Annotated in this window: 16 protein-coding genes; 3 read left to right on the top strand and 13 right to left on the bottom strand. The window is 41.7% G+C overall.

Annotated elements, in window-relative coordinates; genetic code table 11:
- Positions 1-42: 42 nt before the first annotated feature.
- The 6 genes from MKO06_RS12345 to MKO06_RS12320 are packed head-to-tail and all read right to left on the bottom strand — an operon-like array spanning position 43 to position 4,262.
- Positions 43-582 (bottom strand): mechanosensitive ion channel domain-containing protein, encoded by a 540-nt coding sequence (locus MKO06_RS12345; protein WP_241551455.1) that lies wholly within the window; start codon positions 580-582, stop codon positions 43-45.
- Positions 582-1,469: a septum formation inhibitor Maf gene (locus tag MKO06_RS12340; RefSeq protein ID WP_241551454.1), complete on the bottom strand. Its 888-nt coding sequence runs from the start codon at positions 1,467-1,469 to the stop codon at positions 582-584. The genes MKO06_RS12345 and MKO06_RS12340 overlap by 1 nt, the downstream gene beginning before the upstream one ends.
- 24 nt (positions 1,470-1,493) lie before the next feature.
- The gene (locus tag MKO06_RS12335; RefSeq protein ID WP_241551453.1) at positions 1,494-2,081 is read right to left on the bottom strand and encodes a Maf-like protein; all 588 of its coding nucleotides are present in this window, start codon (positions 2,079-2,081) and stop codon (positions 1,494-1,496) included.
- A gap of 5 nt (positions 2,082-2,086) precedes the next feature.
- Positions 2,087-3,001 carry a geranylgeranylglycerol-phosphate geranylgeranyltransferase gene (locus tag MKO06_RS12330; RefSeq protein WP_241551452.1) on the bottom strand — a complete coding sequence of 305 codons (915 nt, stop codon included), beginning with the start codon at positions 2,999-3,001 and terminating at the stop codon, positions 2,087-2,089.
- Between the two features lie 3 nt (positions 3,002-3,004).
- Complete coding sequence (locus tag MKO06_RS12325) at positions 3,005-3,517, bottom strand: KdsC family phosphatase (protein WP_241551451.1); 513 nt, start codon at positions 3,515-3,517, stop codon at positions 3,005-3,007.
- Positions 3,501-4,262 (bottom strand): Rossmann-like and DUF2520 domain-containing protein, encoded by a 762-nt coding sequence (locus MKO06_RS12320; RefSeq protein ID WP_241551450.1) that lies wholly within the window; start codon positions 4,260-4,262, stop codon positions 3,501-3,503. Before MKO06_RS12320 ends, MKO06_RS12325 begins: the two co-directional genes overlap by 17 nt.
- Positions 4,263-4,391: 129 nt before the next feature.
- On the opposite strand from MKO06_RS12320, the gene MKO06_RS12315 reads away from it, so the two are divergent.
- Complete coding sequence (locus MKO06_RS12315) at positions 4,392-7,556, top strand: cytochrome c biogenesis protein (protein WP_241551449.1); 3,165 nt, start codon at positions 4,392-4,394, stop codon at positions 7,554-7,556.
- 72 nt (positions 7,557-7,628) lie between these two features.
- Here the strand turns inward: MKO06_RS12315 and fumC are convergent, their stop codons facing one another.
- Positions 7,629-9,020 carry a class II fumarate hydratase gene (gene fumC / locus MKO06_RS12310; protein ID WP_241551448.1) on the bottom strand — a complete coding sequence of 464 codons (1,392 nt, stop codon included), beginning with the start codon at positions 9,018-9,020 and terminating at the stop codon, positions 7,629-7,631.
- A 216-nt stretch (positions 9,021-9,236) separates the two neighbouring features.
- Between fumC and MKO06_RS12305 the strand changes: the two genes are divergently transcribed.
- Positions 9,237-9,413 carry a hypothetical protein gene (locus MKO06_RS12305; protein WP_241551447.1) on the top strand — a complete coding sequence of 59 codons (177 nt, stop codon included), beginning with the start codon at positions 9,237-9,239 and terminating at the stop codon, positions 9,411-9,413.
- A 53-nt stretch (positions 9,414-9,466) separates the two neighbouring features.
- Here the strand turns inward: MKO06_RS12305 and MKO06_RS12300 are convergent, their stop codons facing one another.
- The 4 genes from MKO06_RS12300 to prfB form a co-directional block, all read right to left on the bottom strand.
- Positions 9,467-12,010: a TonB-dependent receptor gene (locus tag MKO06_RS12300; RefSeq protein WP_241551446.1), complete on the bottom strand. Its 2,544-nt coding sequence runs from the start codon at positions 12,008-12,010 to the stop codon at positions 9,467-9,469.
- Between the two features lie 103 nt (positions 12,011-12,113).
- A complete protein-coding gene (locus MKO06_RS12295) occupies positions 12,114-12,482 on the bottom strand; it encodes a hypothetical protein (RefSeq protein ID WP_241551445.1) in 369 nt (122 codons plus the stop codon).
- A gap of 13 nt (positions 12,483-12,495) precedes the next feature.
- A complete protein-coding gene (arsC, locus tag MKO06_RS12290; protein ID WP_241551444.1) occupies positions 12,496-12,837 on the bottom strand; it encodes an arsenate reductase (glutaredoxin) in 342 nt (113 codons plus the stop codon).
- Between the two features lie 60 nt (positions 12,838-12,897).
- Positions 12,898-13,999, bottom strand: a protein-coding gene (prfB, locus tag MKO06_RS12285; protein ID WP_241551443.1) for a peptide chain release factor 2 whose coding sequence is annotated in 2 segments (ribosomal slippage) — positions 12,898-13,935 and positions 13,937-13,999 — 1,101 coding nt in all. Because the reading frame shifts where the segments join, the coding sequence is not laid out codon by codon here.
- Positions 14,000-14,096: 97 nt separating this feature from the next.
- Here prfB and MKO06_RS12280 point away from each other — a divergent pair.
- Positions 14,097-16,487, top strand: coding sequence for a zinc-dependent metalloprotease (locus MKO06_RS12280; protein WP_241551442.1), 2,391 nt, complete (start codon positions 14,097-14,099; stop codon positions 16,485-16,487).
- Here the strand turns inward: MKO06_RS12280 and MKO06_RS12275 are convergent, their stop codons facing one another.
- Both MKO06_RS12275 and MKO06_RS12270 read right to left on the bottom strand, forming a co-directional pair.
- On the bottom strand, positions 16,488-17,342 hold the full coding sequence (locus MKO06_RS12275) for a transglutaminase-like domain-containing protein (RefSeq protein ID WP_241551441.1): 855 nt from the start codon (positions 17,340-17,342) through the stop codon (positions 16,488-16,490). It abuts the gene before it with no gap.
- Between the two features lie 41 nt (positions 17,343-17,383).
- Positions 17,384-18,328 (bottom strand): alpha-E domain-containing protein, encoded by a 945-nt coding sequence (locus MKO06_RS12270; protein WP_241551440.1) that lies wholly within the window; start codon positions 18,326-18,328, stop codon positions 17,384-17,386.
- Positions 18,329-18,331 lie beyond the last annotated feature (3 nt).

Genomic DNA, 18,331 nt, shown 5'->3' with positions numbered 1-18,331 from the left:
CTTTCTATTCGCAGCCGGGAATAAATTGGCTTCTTTTACAAATTACAAAGCTTCCTTACCATCATCCTGTCGTTTATCCCTTTCGATAAGGGAAACGGCCTTTTGAAGTATAAGGTTATTGGGATAGGTGATAAGCTCGCCATCAGGAGTACGAAGATGTAAATGAAATGCCTTGATATCTTCGATCATCGCTTCCACAGGAATATCCTTATCGTGGATCTTTATGGTGTCCCCAATCTTATAAGGAAAAGAGAAGAACATGATGATCCCTGAAGTAATATTGCTCAGGATGGACCAGATGGCAAAAAGCGCCACTCCAATAACTGCAAATACAGATGAGAAAACAAGGGATACTTCGGTGAACCCAACTCCCCATGCCAGCGCCAAAAGAAAGGCCGCGATTAGGAAGACCAAAATATTGATGTATTTGAACATCAGCCTGGTACGGGTGATATTGATCTCACTTCGTTTACCAACCTTGTTGGCCGCTTTTTTCATTAGAAACTGTATGATCATCAAGAAGATGATCAACGCAAGCGTATAGCTTAATTCGTATCGGTAGGATGTTAGAAACTCGTACATTAATCCAGGTTCAGTTTTTCGCGTAAAGGTAGATTTTTATTCGAATTTTTATTCCAGTAGTCGCTAAGAATACGTCCTTTTTTTTCAGCTTTGGTTGTTTGTAATTTAGAATTCTCACCCGATCCTGATGGGTAGGTTTCTTCCCATTTTTCGATGCTGAACGGGAAACTCCTGCTATAAAAGATCTTTAATTCTCTTTTTAGTTCAGGGTAATTAAGCCGGTAAATATTAAGGTCGTCTACCGTATAAATCTCAGCAAAAGCCGAATATGTCTTTGTAGGATTATGGCTTAATCTCAGGTATTCGAATGAAGGAATCATTTCCACATCTCCCAATGGCAGCTCATCGGGATCGATCCTTAGCTGGTTCCAGATCTCGTTCTCGAGAAGGCTTTTCCCAAGCTGAAGATCCTGATCTGCCTCCCCCTGGAAATAGGAATGACTGGTGATTTCGAATTCACTTCGGTTGTTCAGCTGCATATACACCTGGCCGCACCATTCCTGTATGGAGGCTGAAACTTTTAGCGCATGTTCCTGCCCGTCCAATGGGTAAAAAGTGCTCTGCATGATACTGTAGGGATAGATCCCGGTGAGAAAGTTCTTGGTGTAATTCAGTTTTAGGACCGAAGTATTTTCCGGATCCTGGGTATTTGCCTTTACCTGCTGTTGCGGCAGGAAATCTTCAGTAACAAAAATTAGCACGGCTTCACCCTGGCGCATCTCTCCGTACCTGGATTGCTCAAGACTATAAGAGGTAATTTCGGCCTGTCCGGAATACCAGTAATCCTTGAATTCTTCTGAAAGCCGGAAATCTGTTTTCCGCGGTTCGTTATTTCCGCAGGAATATAAAAGAAAGACCGAGAACAAAATACTGCCGATGAGCCGCATGATTTTTTCTTAAAGTTACAAATTTCAGGAATTCGCCAGTTTTTTCAGTGTTCGATAAACCAAATGGGTGGGCAGGCCAACCACATTAAAATAACTGCCTTCGATCTTTTCGATCCCGATCAGGCCAATCCATTCCTGTATGGCGTAGCCCCCCGCCTTATCGTAAGGCTTGTATTTGTCCACATAAAATTGGATCTCTTCTTTTTCCAGTTCCGAAAAAAATACTTTGGTGGTGTTATTAAGAACCAGTTGTTTTTCGCTGGTGGTGAAGCAAACTGATGTGATCACTTCATGAGCTTTCCCTGAAAGAGATTCGATCATTTGGATGGCTTCCTCTCGGCTGTTTGGTTTTCCCATGGCCTTCCCGTCATTATAGACGATGGTATCACTGGTGATAAGCACCTGGTTTTCTTTTAAGTCCTTAAAGGCCGAAGCCTTTAATTTAGCCAGGTAATCTGTGATCTCCTTCTTTTTAAGGCTTTCAGGAAAGACTTCGTCTACAGGTCTTACATCTATAGTTACCGGTATTTCGAGCTCTTCAAAGAATTTATGTCTCCTAGGGGAACCTGAAGCCAGGATGATCTCTATGTTCTTTAAACTGTCCTGCAGCATTGGATCTAAATTAAAATGAATTGTAATAAACCTATGGAAACAAGTCCGAAGAAAAGCACCATTTTTAGAACCCGGCTGAAGCGGGTGTATTCTTTTTTCTTTTCAGCAGACCAGATATTGATTAAGAAATAGAGTAGCGGACCTACCAGTAAAACCAGGCAGTAAATCACTGCCGTTATATGCTCAAAAAGGTATTTATAGATGTAAAATACCAGGAATCCTAGGGGAACCAGAGCCAGCGCGAAAAGTATCTTGTTGGTTCGGCTTTTTCCCAGAACGATCGGCAGGGTCCTGTAACCTGCATTATAATCGCCATCGATATCTTCCTGGTCTTTAACCACTTCTCTTAAAAAGTTGATCATAAAGGCGAATATGGAATAATCGATCAAAATTGAAAAGATAGTCGACTGTGTTGGCTGATTCTGTTCAGTAATGGCTGGTAAGAGATCATATAGCCCAACACCTACCGGTACCAGGCCTACAATGATGCTTACCAAAATATTCCCAATAAGGATGCTTTGCTGAAATTGTGAATTATATAGGTAAAGAATAGCCGATCCAAAAATAAAGAATCCTGAAAACCCGGGGCGTCCTATCATGTTGGAAAGGTAGAATCCCAGGCCAACTCCAATGATGGTTAGGGCAAAGAAGATTCGATAAGCTACTTTTTCTGAAATGCCATTATTAATAATGGTACGCTCTGGTTTGTTCTTCAGGTCAGCCTTTACATCAAAGATATCGTTGATCACGTAACCCGATGCGGCCACGCAAACCACGGCAAGAACCAGCAACGAGAATCCGAATAAATTCAAAGTAACCGCTACACCAAAGGGTTCAAACAGGCCATATTTGATCAGGTACATGGTAAGAGCTATGAAAACCAGGTTTCCAGCCCGAATTAGTTTAAGGAATTTAAGCATGTATCAGGATTTTTCTACCCATTTCCCCTGTACTTTCATCACCTGTTCGATCACATCACGAACGCAGCCTTCTCCGCCTTTTTTATGGGAAACATAAAGTGAAACCTCTTTAACCTCTGGGACTGCATCCTGGGGGCAGCAGGGCAGGCCAACCAGCTTCATTGGGTAGTAATCTGGAATGTCATCTCCCATGTACAACACCTGCTCGGGTTTGATCTGGTAGATATCAAAGAATTCATCCATTTGTTCCACTTTGTCATCTACTCCAAGGTAAATATCGGTAATTCCAAGGTCTCTCAACCTGGCTCGTACGCCTTCGTTCTTTCCACCACTGATGATGCATACGGTATATCCTGCTTTCTGGGCCATTTTCATGGCGTATCCATCCTTGGTGTTCATAGTTCTTAATAATTCCCCCTTGGTAGAGATCTGAATACTTCCATCGGTGAGTACCCCATCTACATCAAAGACAAAGGTGGTGATCTGGTTGAGGTGTTCTTTATAGCTTTTTTCCATGCAATTTCTGTATAGATTGGGTTAATATAGTATAGATTTTTTTCTGATCTACCTCGAGCATTTCCAGGTGATCATGAATGGTCTTTTGATCATTTCTGAGAGCCGGTCCCGTTTGAGCCGAATAGGGCGGAAGCGTTTCGATCTTTGCCGCCGTTTCCTTGATCAAAGGCTGAAGGATCTTAAAAGGCAGGCCATTTAGCTTACAATATTCTGCAGCCAGGGCATACATGTGATTGCTGAAGTTGTTCACGAAAACCGCAGAAAGATGCAGGGCTTTTCGCTGTTCAGAATTTACCTCGAATACCTTGTCGCTGAGTTTACTGGCTGCTTTTTTCAGAAATTCGAGATTTTCGGCTGAATTGGCCTCCAGGCATAGCGGAACGTTTCTGAAATTAATTTCTTTATTTTTTGAAAATGTCTGAAGCGGATAAAAAACACCGAAATTCTTAAATTTTGAAAGGGTTTTCAGTGGCTGACTTCCCGAAGTATGAGCTACCAGCCCGCCAAAATCGGGTAAAATTCCAGCTATTTCCTCTATGGCTTCATCCTTGACTGCGATGAGATAGAGATCAGCTTTTTCCAGATCCTCAAGTCTGGTACACCTTTTTTTCAGATCTTTTACAAAGCTAAGATGCTCTGCCGTACGATTGTACACCTGTAAAACCTCAAGGCCATCTGCCGCTGTGATGTTTTGATATAAATGTGCTGCCACGTTACCGGCGCCGATTATAACCACGTTGATCATGCGGCTAAAATACCAAAATTTTTATGCAGTTTAAATTAACATTCGTCCACAGGATATTGGCCCGGCTATTGCCTGTAAAACTGATAATAAATCGTTAAATTTGCAGCCGTTTAAATTGACACTTCTTTCATGCAGAAAAAAATAGCCTCAATCCTTTTTTCTACCCGAATCATGGCCGTTTTATTCATCGTCTTTGCCATTGCCATGGCCATGGGAACTTTTATAGAAAGCTGGTACAGTATTGAAACCGCCCGAATATTGATCTATAATACATGGTGGTTCGAAGGGATTATGGTATTCCTTCTCATCAACTTCCTTGGGAATATTAGCAGATATCAACTTTACAAAAAGGAAAAATGGAGTGCACTGGTACTTCACCTGTCCTTTATCCTTATCCTCATTGGTGCTTTTGTGACAAGATATATTAGTCATGAAGGGATAATGCCAATACGTGAAGGAGAGACCACCAACAAATATCTAACCCACGAAACCTATTTCACTTTTTTCCTGGATGGGGAAATCGACGGAGAACCCAGAAGGAGGGTTTTACAGGAAGACGTGCTGTTTGGTCCCGAAGTTGAAAACGATTATGTGCTGAACACCGACTTTAACGGACAACCGGTAAAATTCGAAGTGACCAACTTTATCCATGGAGCAGAAGAGGCGCTGGTGCCTACTGAAGATGGAGAGACCTATTTGAAGATAGTAGAAGCCGGAGACGGAAACAGGCATGACCACTATATCAAGGAAGGGGAAGTGAGTAATATTCATAATGTTCTTTTTACACTGAACAACCCACAGGATGGCGCTATTAACTTAAGGCTAACTGAAGATGATCGATATTTGATCGATTCTCCCTTTGAAGGAACTTATATGAGGATGGCCGATCAAAAGCAAGGGGAACTGGTAAAGGATTCTGTTCAGGATTTGATGCTGCGTTCGCTTTATAATATCGGGAATATGCAATTCGTGATTCCCGAGCCTGCCATAGTTGGTGAGTATGATGTGGTGCCTACCAATCCAAAAACCAAGGAAGACCTGGATGCGGTCACTTTGCGAATTTCCTCTGGAGGTGAATCTCAAACTATTACTTTACTTGGAGGACAGGGTACGGTTGCCGATCCGCAGAAGATCGAAATGGCCGGCCTTGAACTGTTTCTTAATTATGGTTCTATAGAAAAGGAACTACCATTCGCTCTTAAACTGAACGATTTTATCGCTGAAAAATATCCCGGAACAGCAGACAGGGAGACTCCCGGGTATGCATCCTTCAAAAGCAAGGTCGAGATCGTCGAGGAAGGAAAAGAACCGCAACCTTATGATATTTATATGAATCATGTCTTAGATCACGAAGGATACCGATTTTTTCAGTCCAGTTTTCAACCAGATGAAAAGGGGACCGTGCTTTCCCTAAATCATGATTTCTGGGGTACCTGGATTACTTATATTGGTTATTTCCTGCTATATTTTGGATTGATGTGGATCATTTTTGATAAGAATTCCAGATTCGGGCAACTGGATCGTACGCTTACCAAGATCAAGAAAAAGAAAAAGAACCTGGCTACTTTAGCCATCATACTAGGTTTCGGCTTTGGTGCGAATGCCCAGGAAGAGATGCATGATCATGTAGAGAGTAATAAAAGGCAGATAGATAGTATTATCAAAGAGAATGCTGTTAAACTCGAACATGCGGCAAAATTCGGAAGGCTTATCATCCAGGATGCCGGGGGTAGAATGAAACCCGCCAATACCTATTCTTCAGAATTGCTTCGGAAACTAAGCAAAAGTGATGAATATGCCGGGTTGAATTCAGACCAGGTGCTGGTTTCAATGACCGAAAATCCGGTGTTCTGGTACCAGGCACCTCTTATATATGTTCAGAAAAGGAATGACAGCCTTCATCACTTACTGGATGTTGAAGAGGGAAGAAAATATTTAAGTCTTACCGATTTTTTCAACCAGGATGGTTCTTACAAATTATCACCTTTCCTGGAAGATGCATACAGGGCAGCGGTTCCTAATAAATTTCAAAAGGATTTTATAGAAACCGATAAAAAGGTAAATCTTTTATACCAGGCTTTGCAGGGGAAGGTATTGAAAATATTCCCGATTCCTAATGATGAAAACAACAAATGGGTTTCTTACCCGGAGGTAGAGGAGTCTGCACTTACGGGTATGGACTCAGTTTATGCGAAACAAATACTTCCGCTTTATATGAATGCTTTAAGAACTGCCAGGGAAACCGGAGATTATTCTAAAGCAGAACAGTATTTGGAAAGTATTCATACTTACCAGGAAAAATTTGGTTCAGAAGTGATGCCTTCAGAAGATAAAGTGAAAGCAGAAATCCTCTATAACGAATATGATGTCTTTAGAAATCTCTTCTGGATGTACATGCTTGCAGGACTTTTAATGCTTGTATTCGTGATCGTTCAGATTTTTAAGGATAATAAATTTATGCGAGGGCTTATCAAGGCAGGCGCTATCTCGATAATTGTATTGTTCGTAGTGCATACCCTGGGCCTTGCAGCCAGGTGGTATATATCTGGACACGCTCCATGGAGTGATGCGTATGAATCGATGATCTATGTGGCCTGGGCAACCATGTTATTTGGACTTGTTTTTGGAAGTAAATCTAACCTTACTATTGCTTCCACAGCTTTTGTAACTTCGATGATCCTGATGATCGCTCACTGGAACTGGATGGATCCGGCCATTGCCAACCTGCAACCTGTATTGAATTCATATTGGTTGATGATACACGTTTCGGTGATCGTTGGTAGTTACGGTCCGTTTACACTGGGAATGATCCTTGGTGCCGTAGCACTAATCCTCATGATCCTTACCAACGAAAAGAATAAGAAAAAAATGGAGATCAATATTCACGAGATCACCGTTATTACTGAAATGGCTCTTACGGTTGGACTGGTAATGTTAACCATTGGAAATTTTCTTGGAGGACAATGGGCGAATGAAAGCTGGGGGCGCTACTGGGGCTGGGACCCTAAAGAAACCTGGGCGCTTATCAGTATTATGATCTACGCCTTTGTGATCCACATGAGGCTGGTGCCCGGGTTGCGAAGCAGATGGTTCTTTAACCTGATGGCAGTTATCGCTTTTGCCAGTATTATGATGACTTATTTTGGGGTGAACTTTTATCTTTCCGGTCTACATTCATATGCCAGCGGGGATAAAGTGATCACACCAAGTTTTGTTTATTACGCGGTAGCGGTGATAGCAGTGCTCGGAGCATTGTCTTACTGGAAATTCCAGAAGTATTTCTCTAAAAAATAATAGTAAAACTGGATTATATCTATAAAAAAGCCCCGCAATTTGCGGGGCTTTTTAATTATAAAGAGTGGAAAATTAATTTCCAACCATATCTTTAGGATCTACCCACTCATCAAATTGTTCCTTGGTCACATACCCAAGATTCACCGCTTCTTCCTTAAGAGTAGTTCCATTCTTATGAGCGGTATTGGCAATTTCGGCCGCTTTGTAATAACCAATTTTGGTATTAAGAGCGGTTACCAGCATTAGCGAATTATTTAGATGTTCCTGGATTCGGCTCTCGTTGGCCTCTATCCCTCTTGCACAGTGTTCTTCAAAAGAAACACAGGCATCGCCAAGAAGTTCAGCGCTTTGCAGTAATGCGTTTGCCATTACCGGTTTGAAGACATTCAATTCGAACTGTCCCTGCATTCCTCCAACACTCACGGTGGTATCATTTCCTATCACCTGGGCGCAAACCATGGTTAAGGCTTCACATTGAGTAGGATTTACCTTTCCTGGCATGATGGAAGATCCCGGTTCATTAGCCGGAATATTGATCTCTCCAATACCACTTCTTGGACCAGAAGCCAGCATCCTGATATCATTTCCAATTTTATTGAGGGAAACGGCCAGTTGTTTTAGAGCGCCATGAGTCTCCACAAAGGCATCATGAGCAGCAAGTGCTTCAAACTTATTACCTGCAGAAACCAAAGGCATATCGGTAAATTTAGCGATAAATTCGGCCACACGTTTAGAATATCCTTTTGGAGTGTTAAGCCCGGTTCCAACCGCGGTTCCTCCAAGAGCAAGTTCTGCCAAATGAGGTAGTGAGTTTTCAAGAGCCCTGATCCCAAAATCAAGCTGGGCCACATAACCGCTGAATTCCTGACCTAGAGTAAGGGGAGTGGCATCCATAAAGTGAGTTCGGCCTATCTTAACCGTATTCTTAAACTCGTCTGATTTCTTCTTTAGCGTATCTCTCAATTTCTTTACACCAGGCAAGGTCACTTTGGTGATCTTTTTATAGGCCGCGATGTGCATTCCCGTAGGGAAAGTGTCGTTTGACGATTGTGACTTGTTCACATCATCGTTTGGCTGAAGTGTTTTCTCTCCTTCGCCAATGGTTTTCCCGGCCAGCTGGTGAGCTCGGTTGGCGATCACCTCGTTCACGTTCATATTGCTCTGGGTACCGCTCCCGGTTTGCCAGATCACCAGCGGGAACTGGTCATCATGTTTTCCTTCTAGGATCTCATCACAAACCTGGGCGATAAGATCTCTTTTTTCTACCGGAAGTACTCCCAGTTCACAGTTTGTATAAGCAGCTGCCTTTTTCAGGTAGGCGAAGCCATAAATGATATCCAGTGGCATTGATGCTGCCGGACCTATTTTAAAATTGTTGCGGGACCTCTCAGTCTGCGCACCCCATAATTTATCTGAAGGAACTTTAACTTCCCCCATCGTATCTTTCTCGATTCTATAATCCATAATCCTAAAATTGGTTGTCGCGCAAAGTTAAGGTTTAGCAGTTTTCTTTGATTAAAAAAACCTTTAAAAATTGAATGAAATCAGGTAGGTGAAGTTTTAATGTTCAATAATTTGGCTGTTACAGGAAAGTGGATTGATCAAAAAAAGGCTTTTTTTTTGTGATAAGCGTGACATACTTCATATCTTTGACCAGATTCAAATCAAACTTTCAGAGCTATGTTCGAATTCGATCAGTATCTTGGTTTCTTGGCGTTCCTGGTTATCCTTACCATGGGATTCTGGTTAATGATTTTTCTAATGGCATTTGTACCTTACTGGATCGGTGGTTCGGTTGGGGAGTTGATCAAAGAAAAACGTGAAGCTAGAAAAAAAGCTAAAGAAGAAAAACTATAAAAAAAAGGGACTTTTTCAAGTCCCTTTTTTTGTAACCAACAGCTAATTTAAATTTAGAATTCTCCTCCTTCATCGTCGAAGTCCTGATCTTCACCTCTCCTTTCCTGACGTTTCTTTTGCTGATTGAATCTGTAGATAAAGGAAACATTAACATTTTGTCCCTGTCTCCACTGGAACTCACTATCCTGCTCAAAGAAATCGGTTCTGGTGTATGAACTTCTTCTTCTTCCGTTAAAAATGTCTCTTACGTTTACCGAAATGGTAGCGTTATCATTAAATAACTCTTTACTCAAAGCCATATCTACTGAAAGGATCCCGTCCTGTCTTCCCTGAACTTCATCTGAAGCTCCGCGGTAGAACGCATTGGTTTGCCAGTCAATTTTCCAGGGAAGGGTCACTTTTGAACTAAACCTTCCAAACCAGCTTGTGTTTTCCTGGCTGTAATCCACTCCGTTGAATTCTCCATCTAATTTGAACTGGAAGAAATTCACACTACCATTCAGCCTCAACCAGTCGGTTGGGTTGTATAAGGCACCAATCTCAGCACCGGTACGGTCATTGGTGGCAAGGTTAAAGGGGATACTACGAATTACTTCAATATCGGTATTGTTAGGACCTGAAATGATCACTTCTTCCTGAACCCTTTCAAAGGCATCGGTTTCTCTTTGGTAATAAACCGAACCGGTAAGGGTTAATTTTTCCCATCTCTTAAGATAACCAATGTCAAAAGCATTGGAAAATGCAGGTCTTAAGTTAGGATTTCCCTGGAAGATGTTGTTCCTACTACTTCTTGATGGGAACGGGTTGATAAACCAGCCACGAGGCCTGTTGATCCTTCTATTGTAACCAAGGGTAATATTCTCTTCTTCGGCTATTTCATAAATCACGTTAAGAGTAGGGAAGAGTCCAAGGTAATTATTGTCAAAATCGGTATCTATATCAAATGAAAATTCTTCCTCCAGTTCTTCTTCGGTTAATTCAGAATCGATCTTACCGGCAAGATTCGTGTTCTCCAGTCTTAATCCTAAAAGAAAACTGAAATCTCCAAATTTGGTTCCGTACTGAGTATACAACGCCTGCACATTTTCGGTATAATCGAACACGTTGGTTTGATTTTCATTGATTACCAGTTCACCATTCGCATTTTCCTGGTAGAGTACATAATCGGTGATTTCATTTTCAAAAGTTCCACGATAACCTGCTTCAAATTGTGATTCTTCACCAATTGGTCTTACATAATCGGCCTGAATCAAATATTCTTTCTGAGTTTCTTCGGTTGTGGTCTCTTCTCTTGGAATTTCCACGTTTTCGATATCGCTGTTGTTGTAGACAATTGGTTCACGAATAAAAGCTGCCTGCTCTTCACTGTCATCTTCAAACTGAAAATCGGCCGTAAGTTCATGACCCTCATTATCGAATCTTTTGATATAATTCAGGGAAAACTGCAGGCTTCGATCTTCTTCTGTTTCCAATTCGATCCTTTCAGATCCCAGGAGAGGATTTCCATCCAGGAAATAATCGTTTACGTTTGTAGTAAGGTCTTCGTCATCTCCGGTTCTGAAGAAAATGGCACCGGTGATCGAGGACATGTCTGAAAGATAATATTCCATACCAAAATTGGTATTGAAACCCCTGTTTATCCTGTCGTAGTCCCTGTCTTCCACGTTTCGGTCGTAGGTAAGGCCATCAAGAAATGGGTCATTTCGAACATCAAAATAACGCGTATCGAAGAATCCGCTACCTGGAGATTCATTATATCGATAACCTGTTGTTGTAAAAAGGTTAAATTTATCGGTACGGTAATTCAGGTTTGCGTTTATCCCGGCATTTTCAGGAAAACCTCCGTTCAGGGTTACAGAACCGTTGAAACCAAGTGTCTCTTTCTTTCTAAGGATAATATTGATGATACCTGCAGTACCTTCGGCATCATAACGGGCAGATGGCGAGGTAATGACCTCTACGCGTTCAATGGCCTCGGCTGGTAACTGTCCAAGTACATCGGTCCCTCCAAATCCAGCCATTGCAGATGGCCGTCCGTTAATAAGAATACGAACATTCTCATTTCCTCTCAGGCTTATGCCACCCTCAATATCTACGGAAACAGACGGTACATTGTTCAGGGCATCATTCACCGTTCCTCCGGCGGTGGTAAGGTCTTTCCCTATATTATAGATCTTTTTATCCAGCCTCACATCTACCTGGGTGGTTTCGGCCTGGACCACTACCTCGTCCAGATTCTCAGAGCCAAGCCCGAGTTTAATGGTTCCAAGGTTAAGATCAGAATTTACGGTTCTATTATTAAAGGTTTTGGATTCATAAGAAATGAATTCCACAACAATGTTGTAGACACCTTCCTCAACTTCTATAGAAAATTCTCCCTGAGCATTGGTCACTCCCCCTGTGAGATCCTCAGGATTTTCGGTGTTGATCACCGAGATTGTGGCATATTCGAGAGGAACTTCCAGTTCGTCATCTATTACTTTTCCTGTAATCGTGTATTCTCTGGGCTCGGCTGGGCCCTGTGCCTGAAGGTTAAGTACAAATGCGGTGAGTAAACTCAAAAGCAGACTTAGACAAGCTTTCCTTAAGTTGGTCATTATCAATTTTTTCTTTTATGACCAATTAAAGCTGCTATGGTTTAATAGATACCGGTTAATATTTTGTTAAACAGAATAAATAAAAACTATAACAAATTGCGTATCAGGATTTTTTCGTGATCTGTTTATTCAAAAAAATATAATTTTCGAACTGATCATCGTTCATGAACTTCTGTAAAGCCTTGTGTTCATTTCTCTGAATAGCCTTTAATTTTGCGATCTGATTTCCTATGCTCAGGCTGGAATTGATGATCTCATTTTTTTTGATGGTGTACTCGATGATAGAATCTTCCAGAAGATCGGTTTGATGTTCTGTGAGATTAAGCTGATGTTTCCAGGTATTGGCGAGTTCGGCTGCGACCTCTTTGATCTCTCTGCGATTTTTTTCGTGGATATATATTTGTGAATAAACGAAACCAGCCACTGCTGCCGCTGCCACACCCATCAAAGCTATTCTGTGTTGAAGTTTCATTTTTCTGTAGTTTTTAAAGTAGTTTTTCTATTTCTGAAGGCGGTCTTCCTATCACCGCATTTTTATCGGTTTCCACCACGGGTCTTTCAATCAATTTGGGATTTTTAACCATCACACTTACCAGCTCCCGGTCACTAAGATCTTTGTGCTTATATTCCTCTTTCCAGACCTTTTCATTTTTCCTAACCAGTTGAATAGGTGTGATCTTCAGTTTATCAATTAATTCAGTTAGTTCCTTTTCGTCAAGCGTATCCTTTAGATACTCCCTGGTTTCAAACTCCTTGCCAGAGTTTTTCAATATTTCAAGACCTTCTCTCGATTTTTTACATCTCGCGTTATGATAGATCCTTAACATGTACTTTAAATTTTATATAAAATAACTAATAATTCTTAGTAATAAAAACCTGATTAAAAATTAAGGCGTTTCTTCTTTCTGTCCCATCATCATCAGGAAGGATTTGAGGAACTGGTCAATCTCACCGTTCATTACATCATCAACATTTCCTGTTTCTTCCCCGGTTCTCACATCCTTGACCAGTTTATACGGATGCATTACGTAATTCCTGATCTGCGAGCCCCATTCGATCTTCATCTTGGAATCTTCGATTTCCCGTCTTTGAGCCTGCCTCTTCTGAAGCTCAATTTCGAATAACTGACTCTTCAAAAGCTGCATCGCCTTATTCTTATTCTCAAGCTGAGAACGAGTCTCTGAATTCTCAATCACAATTCCGGTAGGAGCATGCCTTAAACGAACAGCGGTCTCTACCTTGTTTACATTCTGTCCTCCTGCTCCAGATGCCCTCATGGTTTCCCAGCTAATTTCGGCCGGATTGATATCTATTTCGATACTTTCATCCACCAGAGGGTATACATAAACCGAAGCAAAAGACGTGTGTCTTTTGGCATTGGAATCGAATGGAGAGATCCTCACCAGCCGGTGAACGCCATTTTCTCCTTTTAGCCAGCCAAAGGCAAATTCCCCTTCTATTTCCAGGGTAACGGTTTTAATTCCGGCTACATCTCCAGCCTGGTAATTGAGCTCCCGAATCTTGAATTTGCGCTTCTCGGCCCACATTAAATACATTCTCATGAGCATTTCTGCCCAGTCGCAGCTTTCGGTACCACCAGCCCCGGCGGTGATTTGCAGAACAGCGCTCATATTGTCACCTTCTTCTGAAAGCATGTTTTTAAATTCCAGGTCTTCGATCACATCTATTGCCTTTTGGTGTCTTTCCATGACATCTTCGGCAGATGCTTCATCTTCTTTATAAAATTCATAGATGACCTCGAGGTCATCTACAAGGGTCTCCGCATTATGAAAATCTTCGACCCAGCTTTTTTCAGAATTGACCTCCTTCATGATCTGTTCAGCCTTTTTAGGGTCGTCCCAGAAATCGGGGGCGAAGGTCTTTTCCTCCATATTGGTTATTTCGATCTTTTTGGCATCAATGTCAAAGATACCTCCTTAACGCAACCAGGCGCTCCTTAAGATCTCGAATAGTTTCTGTAGTGATCATTCATGATTGATTTGTTGTAAAAATAGAATTAAAGCATGTTTCGGAAAAGTATTTAACGATAATTTTATAGTTTTAGAAGCCAATAATAAAACTACCCATGAACAGATTTTTCCTTATTTTCCTGGCCTTCAGCTTTTCGCTTTCTGCCAGTGCCCAGTTCCTTGAGAAAAAAGAAAATTTAAAAAAATACGAAGGCTTTTTCGATTTCTATTATAACGAAAAAGAAGATGAACTCTACCTGGAAGTCGACAGTCTTGAAATGGAGTTTTTGTATGTACATTTCTTAACCTCCGGGGTTGGTTCGAACGATATTGGGCTGGACAGGGGCCAACTGGGAGGCGAAAAGATCGTAAAATTTCAAAAAGCCGGGAATAAACTTTTGCTAATCCAGCCAAACCTGGATTACCGGGCCATAACCGAGAATGAAGCTGAAAAGCAAAGCGTAGCCGAAGCCTTTGGGAAATCGGTTCTATTCGGTTTCGAAATCAAAGAAGAAAAGGAAGACAGTTACGTTATCGACCTTACTCCGTTCTTAATGCAGGATGCCCACGGAGTGGCCGATAAACTTAAATCTGGTAACTACGGAACCTATAAACTTGAAAAATCTAAAAGTGCTCTTTCACTGGATCGCACCAAAGCTTTTCCTGAAAATATCGAACTGGAGGCCTTACTTACTTTTGAAGGCGAGCCAAAAAACCGGACTGTTGGTTCGGTGGTTCCGGATTCCAAGAACATTAGTGTGGTGCAGCATCATTCGTTTGTGAAGTTGCCTGATGATAATTATAAGAAAAGGATATTCGATCCCAGGAGCGGCGCAATCTTTATTTCATATATGGATTATGCTTCCCCGGTTTACGAACCAATTAAAAAAAGATATGCGGTTAGACACCGGCTTGAAAAGAAAGATCCCAAAGCTGAAGTGAGTGAAGCCGTAGAGCCCATTATTTACTACCTTGACCCGGGAACTCCTGAACCGGTAAGATCTGCACTTCTCGATGGAGCTCGCTGGTGGAACGAGGCGTTTGAAAATATTGGCTACAAGGATGCTTTCCAGGTAAAGATGTTACCTGAGGGAGCCGATCCGCTGGATGTTAGGTATAACGTGATCCAATGGGTTCATAGATCTACGAGAGGCTGGAGCTATGGTGCCAGTGTGGTAGACCCCAGAACCGGGGAGATCATTAAAGGTCATGTAAGCCTTGGAAGTTTAAGGATTCGCCAGGATTTTATGATTGCCCAGGCAATGATGAACAAACCTTTTGCTGAAGATGATAAAAATCATAACCCCATGATGGAACTGGCACTGGCAAGGATTCGTCAGCTTTCAGCACATGAAGTAGGGCATACCATTGGTTTTACTCATAATTTCGCCGCCAGTACGAATGACAGGGCTTCGGTGATGGACTATCCGCATCCTCAATTTGAAATGAACAACGGCGAGATCGAATTTACGAATGCCTATGATACAGGGATAGGTGAGTGGGATAAGGTCACTGTGAATTACAGTTACAGTGATATTCCCGAAGGAATGGAGGAAAGGCAGTATTTGAATTCTATACTCGAAAAGGCCAGTCTTGATGGTCTAAAATTCATAACCGATTCTGATGCGCGTGCTTCTGGTGGCGCTCATGCCTTTGCGCATCTATGGGATAATGCACAGGATGCTGCAGATGAACTTGAAAGGGTTCTTGAAATCAGGAAAAGGGCGATCAGTATTTTTTCAGAAGATAACATCAGGCAGGGTGAACCTTACTCTGTCCTGGAAGATGTTTTTGTACCGCTGTATTTTTTCCATAGGTATCAAACCGAAGCAGCCGTAAAGATGATCGGCGGCCTGGAATATAACTATGCGGTAAAGGGCGGACCTGAAGAAACCGTTAAACACCTGGATAAAGATCTACAGGAAAAAGCACTGGATGGAGTGCTAGCAACCTTAACTGCAGAAGAACTTGCAATTCCTCAGGAAAAACTGGCCCTGTTTCCTCCGCGAGCTTTTGGCTACGGACGAGATCGGGAATCCTTTAAAAGCAATACCAATGTGGCCTTTGACGCCCTTGGAGCGGCATCTACCGCCAGCGATATGAGCATGGGATTGCTTTTGCACCCGGCAAGGGCTGAGCGGCTCGTTCAGCAGCATTCGCTTGATAAGGATCTGCCTGGACTATCCCAGGTTTTAAATGAAACCATAGAAAGAACTATCAAAAATGACCAGAAAGACAGCTATATGCAGGCGGTACAGCATACCATCAATTTTGTGGTTTTCAAACATCTGCTGAACCTTGCGGTTAATGATGACGCAACTCCCATGGTTCGTGCTGAAACCAATCAAGCGATCGATGAGCTTGCTAACTGGTTAAGAGGAAGGAAAGATGCTGTTTCCCAGGAAATGTACAGGAATATAAACCGATTCAGAGAAGAGCCGGAGGAATTCAAACTGGAACTGAATGTCCCCAAGATCCCGGATGGTTCACCAATCGGGTCTTATTAACTATTGCTGTTGCTGTTGAGCGGAAACCTGTACGCTGTATTCGGTTTCATTTTTGCCTGAAGAATAGACCACGCCTTTTAGTGGCGGGCAATCTGAATAATCCTTGCCGTGGGCAACCTTGATATGATCTTCAGCAGCTAGAAGGTTATTGGTGGGGTCGAAGCCAATCCAGCCGGTATCAGGAATATGGCATTCTACCCAGGCGTGCATCTGTGAATCTCCAAAATAGCCATTTCCCTGATGCAGGTAACCGGAAACATACCTGGATGGAATTCCAAATTGTTTTGCGATCGCAATAAACAGATGTGTGAAATCCTGGCAAACGCCCTGTTTGATCTCCAGGATATGGTTTAGATCTGTGTCTATATCGGTAACGTTGGTCTTAAAGGTGAACTCATTTTTAATCCAGGAATTTAGATTTTGAAGGTTTTCAAATAAAGTGATGCTTTCATCAAACTCGAAATCTACTTTTTGATGGAGGCTCGTAAGATTGGTAAATCTCAAAAAAACATCATTTTCTGCACGGAATTCCAGCGATCTTAAATTTGTATACTCATCTTTCGAATACTCGTGGGATACTCTTTCGAAAATGTTTTCTACTTTTTTAATGATCTTAAAATCTGCGGTAAAAACGATTTCTTCGATAGATTGCCTGGGCCTGATCCGGTAAGTTCGAAAACCGTAACCGTTAATAGAATTTTCCACAGGAATGTTCAGTGAATTGATAAACTCATCAGAGATCAATTGCTGGGAATAGTTGTTTTCTGGAATGATCAAAAATTGCCATAGTGCACCATCGGTCTTATTTTCATAAGTGTTTTTAGCGATATAGCGTATTTTATAATCCAGGTTCATCTCCAAAATTTAAGCTTTTAAATTAAAGTCATTTTGATCAATTAATAATGAAAATATTCCTTTTCGAGTTTTACTCCAATTCCGTTGAGATCATCAAGGATATTTTCAATAAAGGCTTGCAGATCGCTTTCGATCTCTTCGATTACCTTAAAGCGGTATTTGGCTCTAACCTTTCCGATTAAAAAAGCCGAAGAGTGTTTAGAATGATGTTTTTCACGGCTAAGATCATTAATATGTTCCCAAACTTCATTAAGACTGTTCATTACTGACCTGGGACAATCGGTATTCAGAATTAGAAATTCGAGGGTGGTTATACTGGTGGGGGTTTGGCGGTAGAACCTTCTCATCATATCATAAGACTCCGCGCACTTTAAAAGCGTGGTCCATTCGTAACTGTTTTTCAAGGTATCTCCGTAGCTTCCCTGTGCGATCTCTGCGTCCTTGTATTTTGAATTGATGATACGAATCACCTGGGTGGCGCGTTCAATATTCACTCCAAGCATAATGATCGAATAAACCTGATCGTGCAAAAGTGTTCCTCTTATCTTTCCTCGAAGGATCGAAGTATTTTCAGTCACCTGAACACTAAAGTCATAAAGACCATTTTTTTTGAAATTTTCAACCGGGTAGTTCAGAACAAAATGATAGAACTTATTGATAGCTTCGTAAAGTTCAGTGGAAATTAGGTCCCTGGCGCTATTCGCATTTTCCCGGGCCAACTTTACATAATTTATGATCGAAAATTGTTTATCCGGATTCAGAGCAATATCAAAAAGAACCTCTTCTTCATTCAGCTCATTCTCGTTACGGGTGAAATCATCGGCCATAAAAAGCATGGATTGCAAAACGAATTGCCTTGATTGAGACAATTCATTAGGGGCATCCAGTGAAGTAAAATAATTGACATTTAAATACCTGGCTACATGTTCTGCACGTTCTATATATCTTCCCATCCAGAACAGGTTATTGGCTACTCTTGCTAACATAAA

The organism is Christiangramia oceanisediminis, from assembly GCF_022570735.2.
GTDB lineage: Bacteria > Bacteroidota > Bacteroidia > Flavobacteriales > Flavobacteriaceae > Christiangramia > Christiangramia oceanisediminis.
This window is presented reverse-complemented; position numbering and strand designations above follow the sequence as displayed.

Bases quoted from the DNA above. Each gene is read 5' to 3' on its own strand.
- MKO06_RS12345 (WP_241551455.1), bottom strand. From the start codon at position 582: ATGTACGAGTTTCTAACATCCTACCGATACGAATTAAGCTATACGCTT.
- MKO06_RS12340 (WP_241551454.1), bottom strand. From the start codon at position 1,469: ATGCGGCTCATCGGCAGTATTTTGTTCTCGGTCTTTCTTTTATATTCC.
- MKO06_RS12335 (WP_241551453.1), bottom strand. From the start codon at position 2,081: ATGCTGCAGGACAGTTTAAAGAACATAGAGATCATCCTGGCTTCAGGT.
- MKO06_RS12330 (WP_241551452.1), bottom strand. From the start codon at position 3,001: ATGCTTAAATTCCTTAAACTAATTCGGGCTGGAAACCTGGTTTTCATA.
- MKO06_RS12325 (WP_241551451.1), bottom strand. From the start codon at position 3,517: ATGGAAAAAAGCTATAAAGAACACCTCAACCAGATCACCACCTTTGTC.
- MKO06_RS12320 (WP_241551450.1), bottom strand. From the start codon at position 4,262: ATGATCAACGTGGTTATAATCGGCGCCGGTAACGTGGCAGCACATTTA.
- MKO06_RS12315 (WP_241551449.1), top strand. From the start codon at position 4,392: ATGCAGAAAAAAATAGCCTCAATCCTTTTTTCTACCCGAATCATGGCC.
- fumC (WP_241551448.1), bottom strand. From the start codon at position 9,020: ATGGATTATAGAATCGAGAAAGATACGATGGGGGAAGTTAAAGTTCCT.
- MKO06_RS12305 (WP_241551447.1), top strand. From the start codon at position 9,237: ATGTTCGAATTCGATCAGTATCTTGGTTTCTTGGCGTTCCTGGTTATC.
- MKO06_RS12300 (WP_241551446.1), bottom strand. From the start codon at position 12,010: ATGACCAACTTAAGGAAAGCTTGTCTAAGTCTGCTTTTGAGTTTACTC.
- MKO06_RS12295 (WP_241551445.1), bottom strand. From the start codon at position 12,482: ATGAAACTTCAACACAGAATAGCTTTGATGGGTGTGGCAGCGGCAGCA.
- arsC (WP_241551444.1), bottom strand. From the start codon at position 12,837: ATGTTAAGGATCTATCATAACGCGAGATGTAAAAAATCGAGAGAAGGT.
- MKO06_RS12280 (WP_241551442.1), top strand. From the start codon at position 14,097: ATGAACAGATTTTTCCTTATTTTCCTGGCCTTCAGCTTTTCGCTTTCT.
- MKO06_RS12275 (WP_241551441.1), bottom strand. From the start codon at position 17,342: ATGAACCTGGATTATAAAATACGCTATATCGCTAAAAACACTTATGAA.
- MKO06_RS12270 (WP_241551440.1), bottom strand. From the start codon at position 18,328: ATGTTAGCAAGAGTAGCCAATAACCTGTTCTGGATGGGAAGATATATA.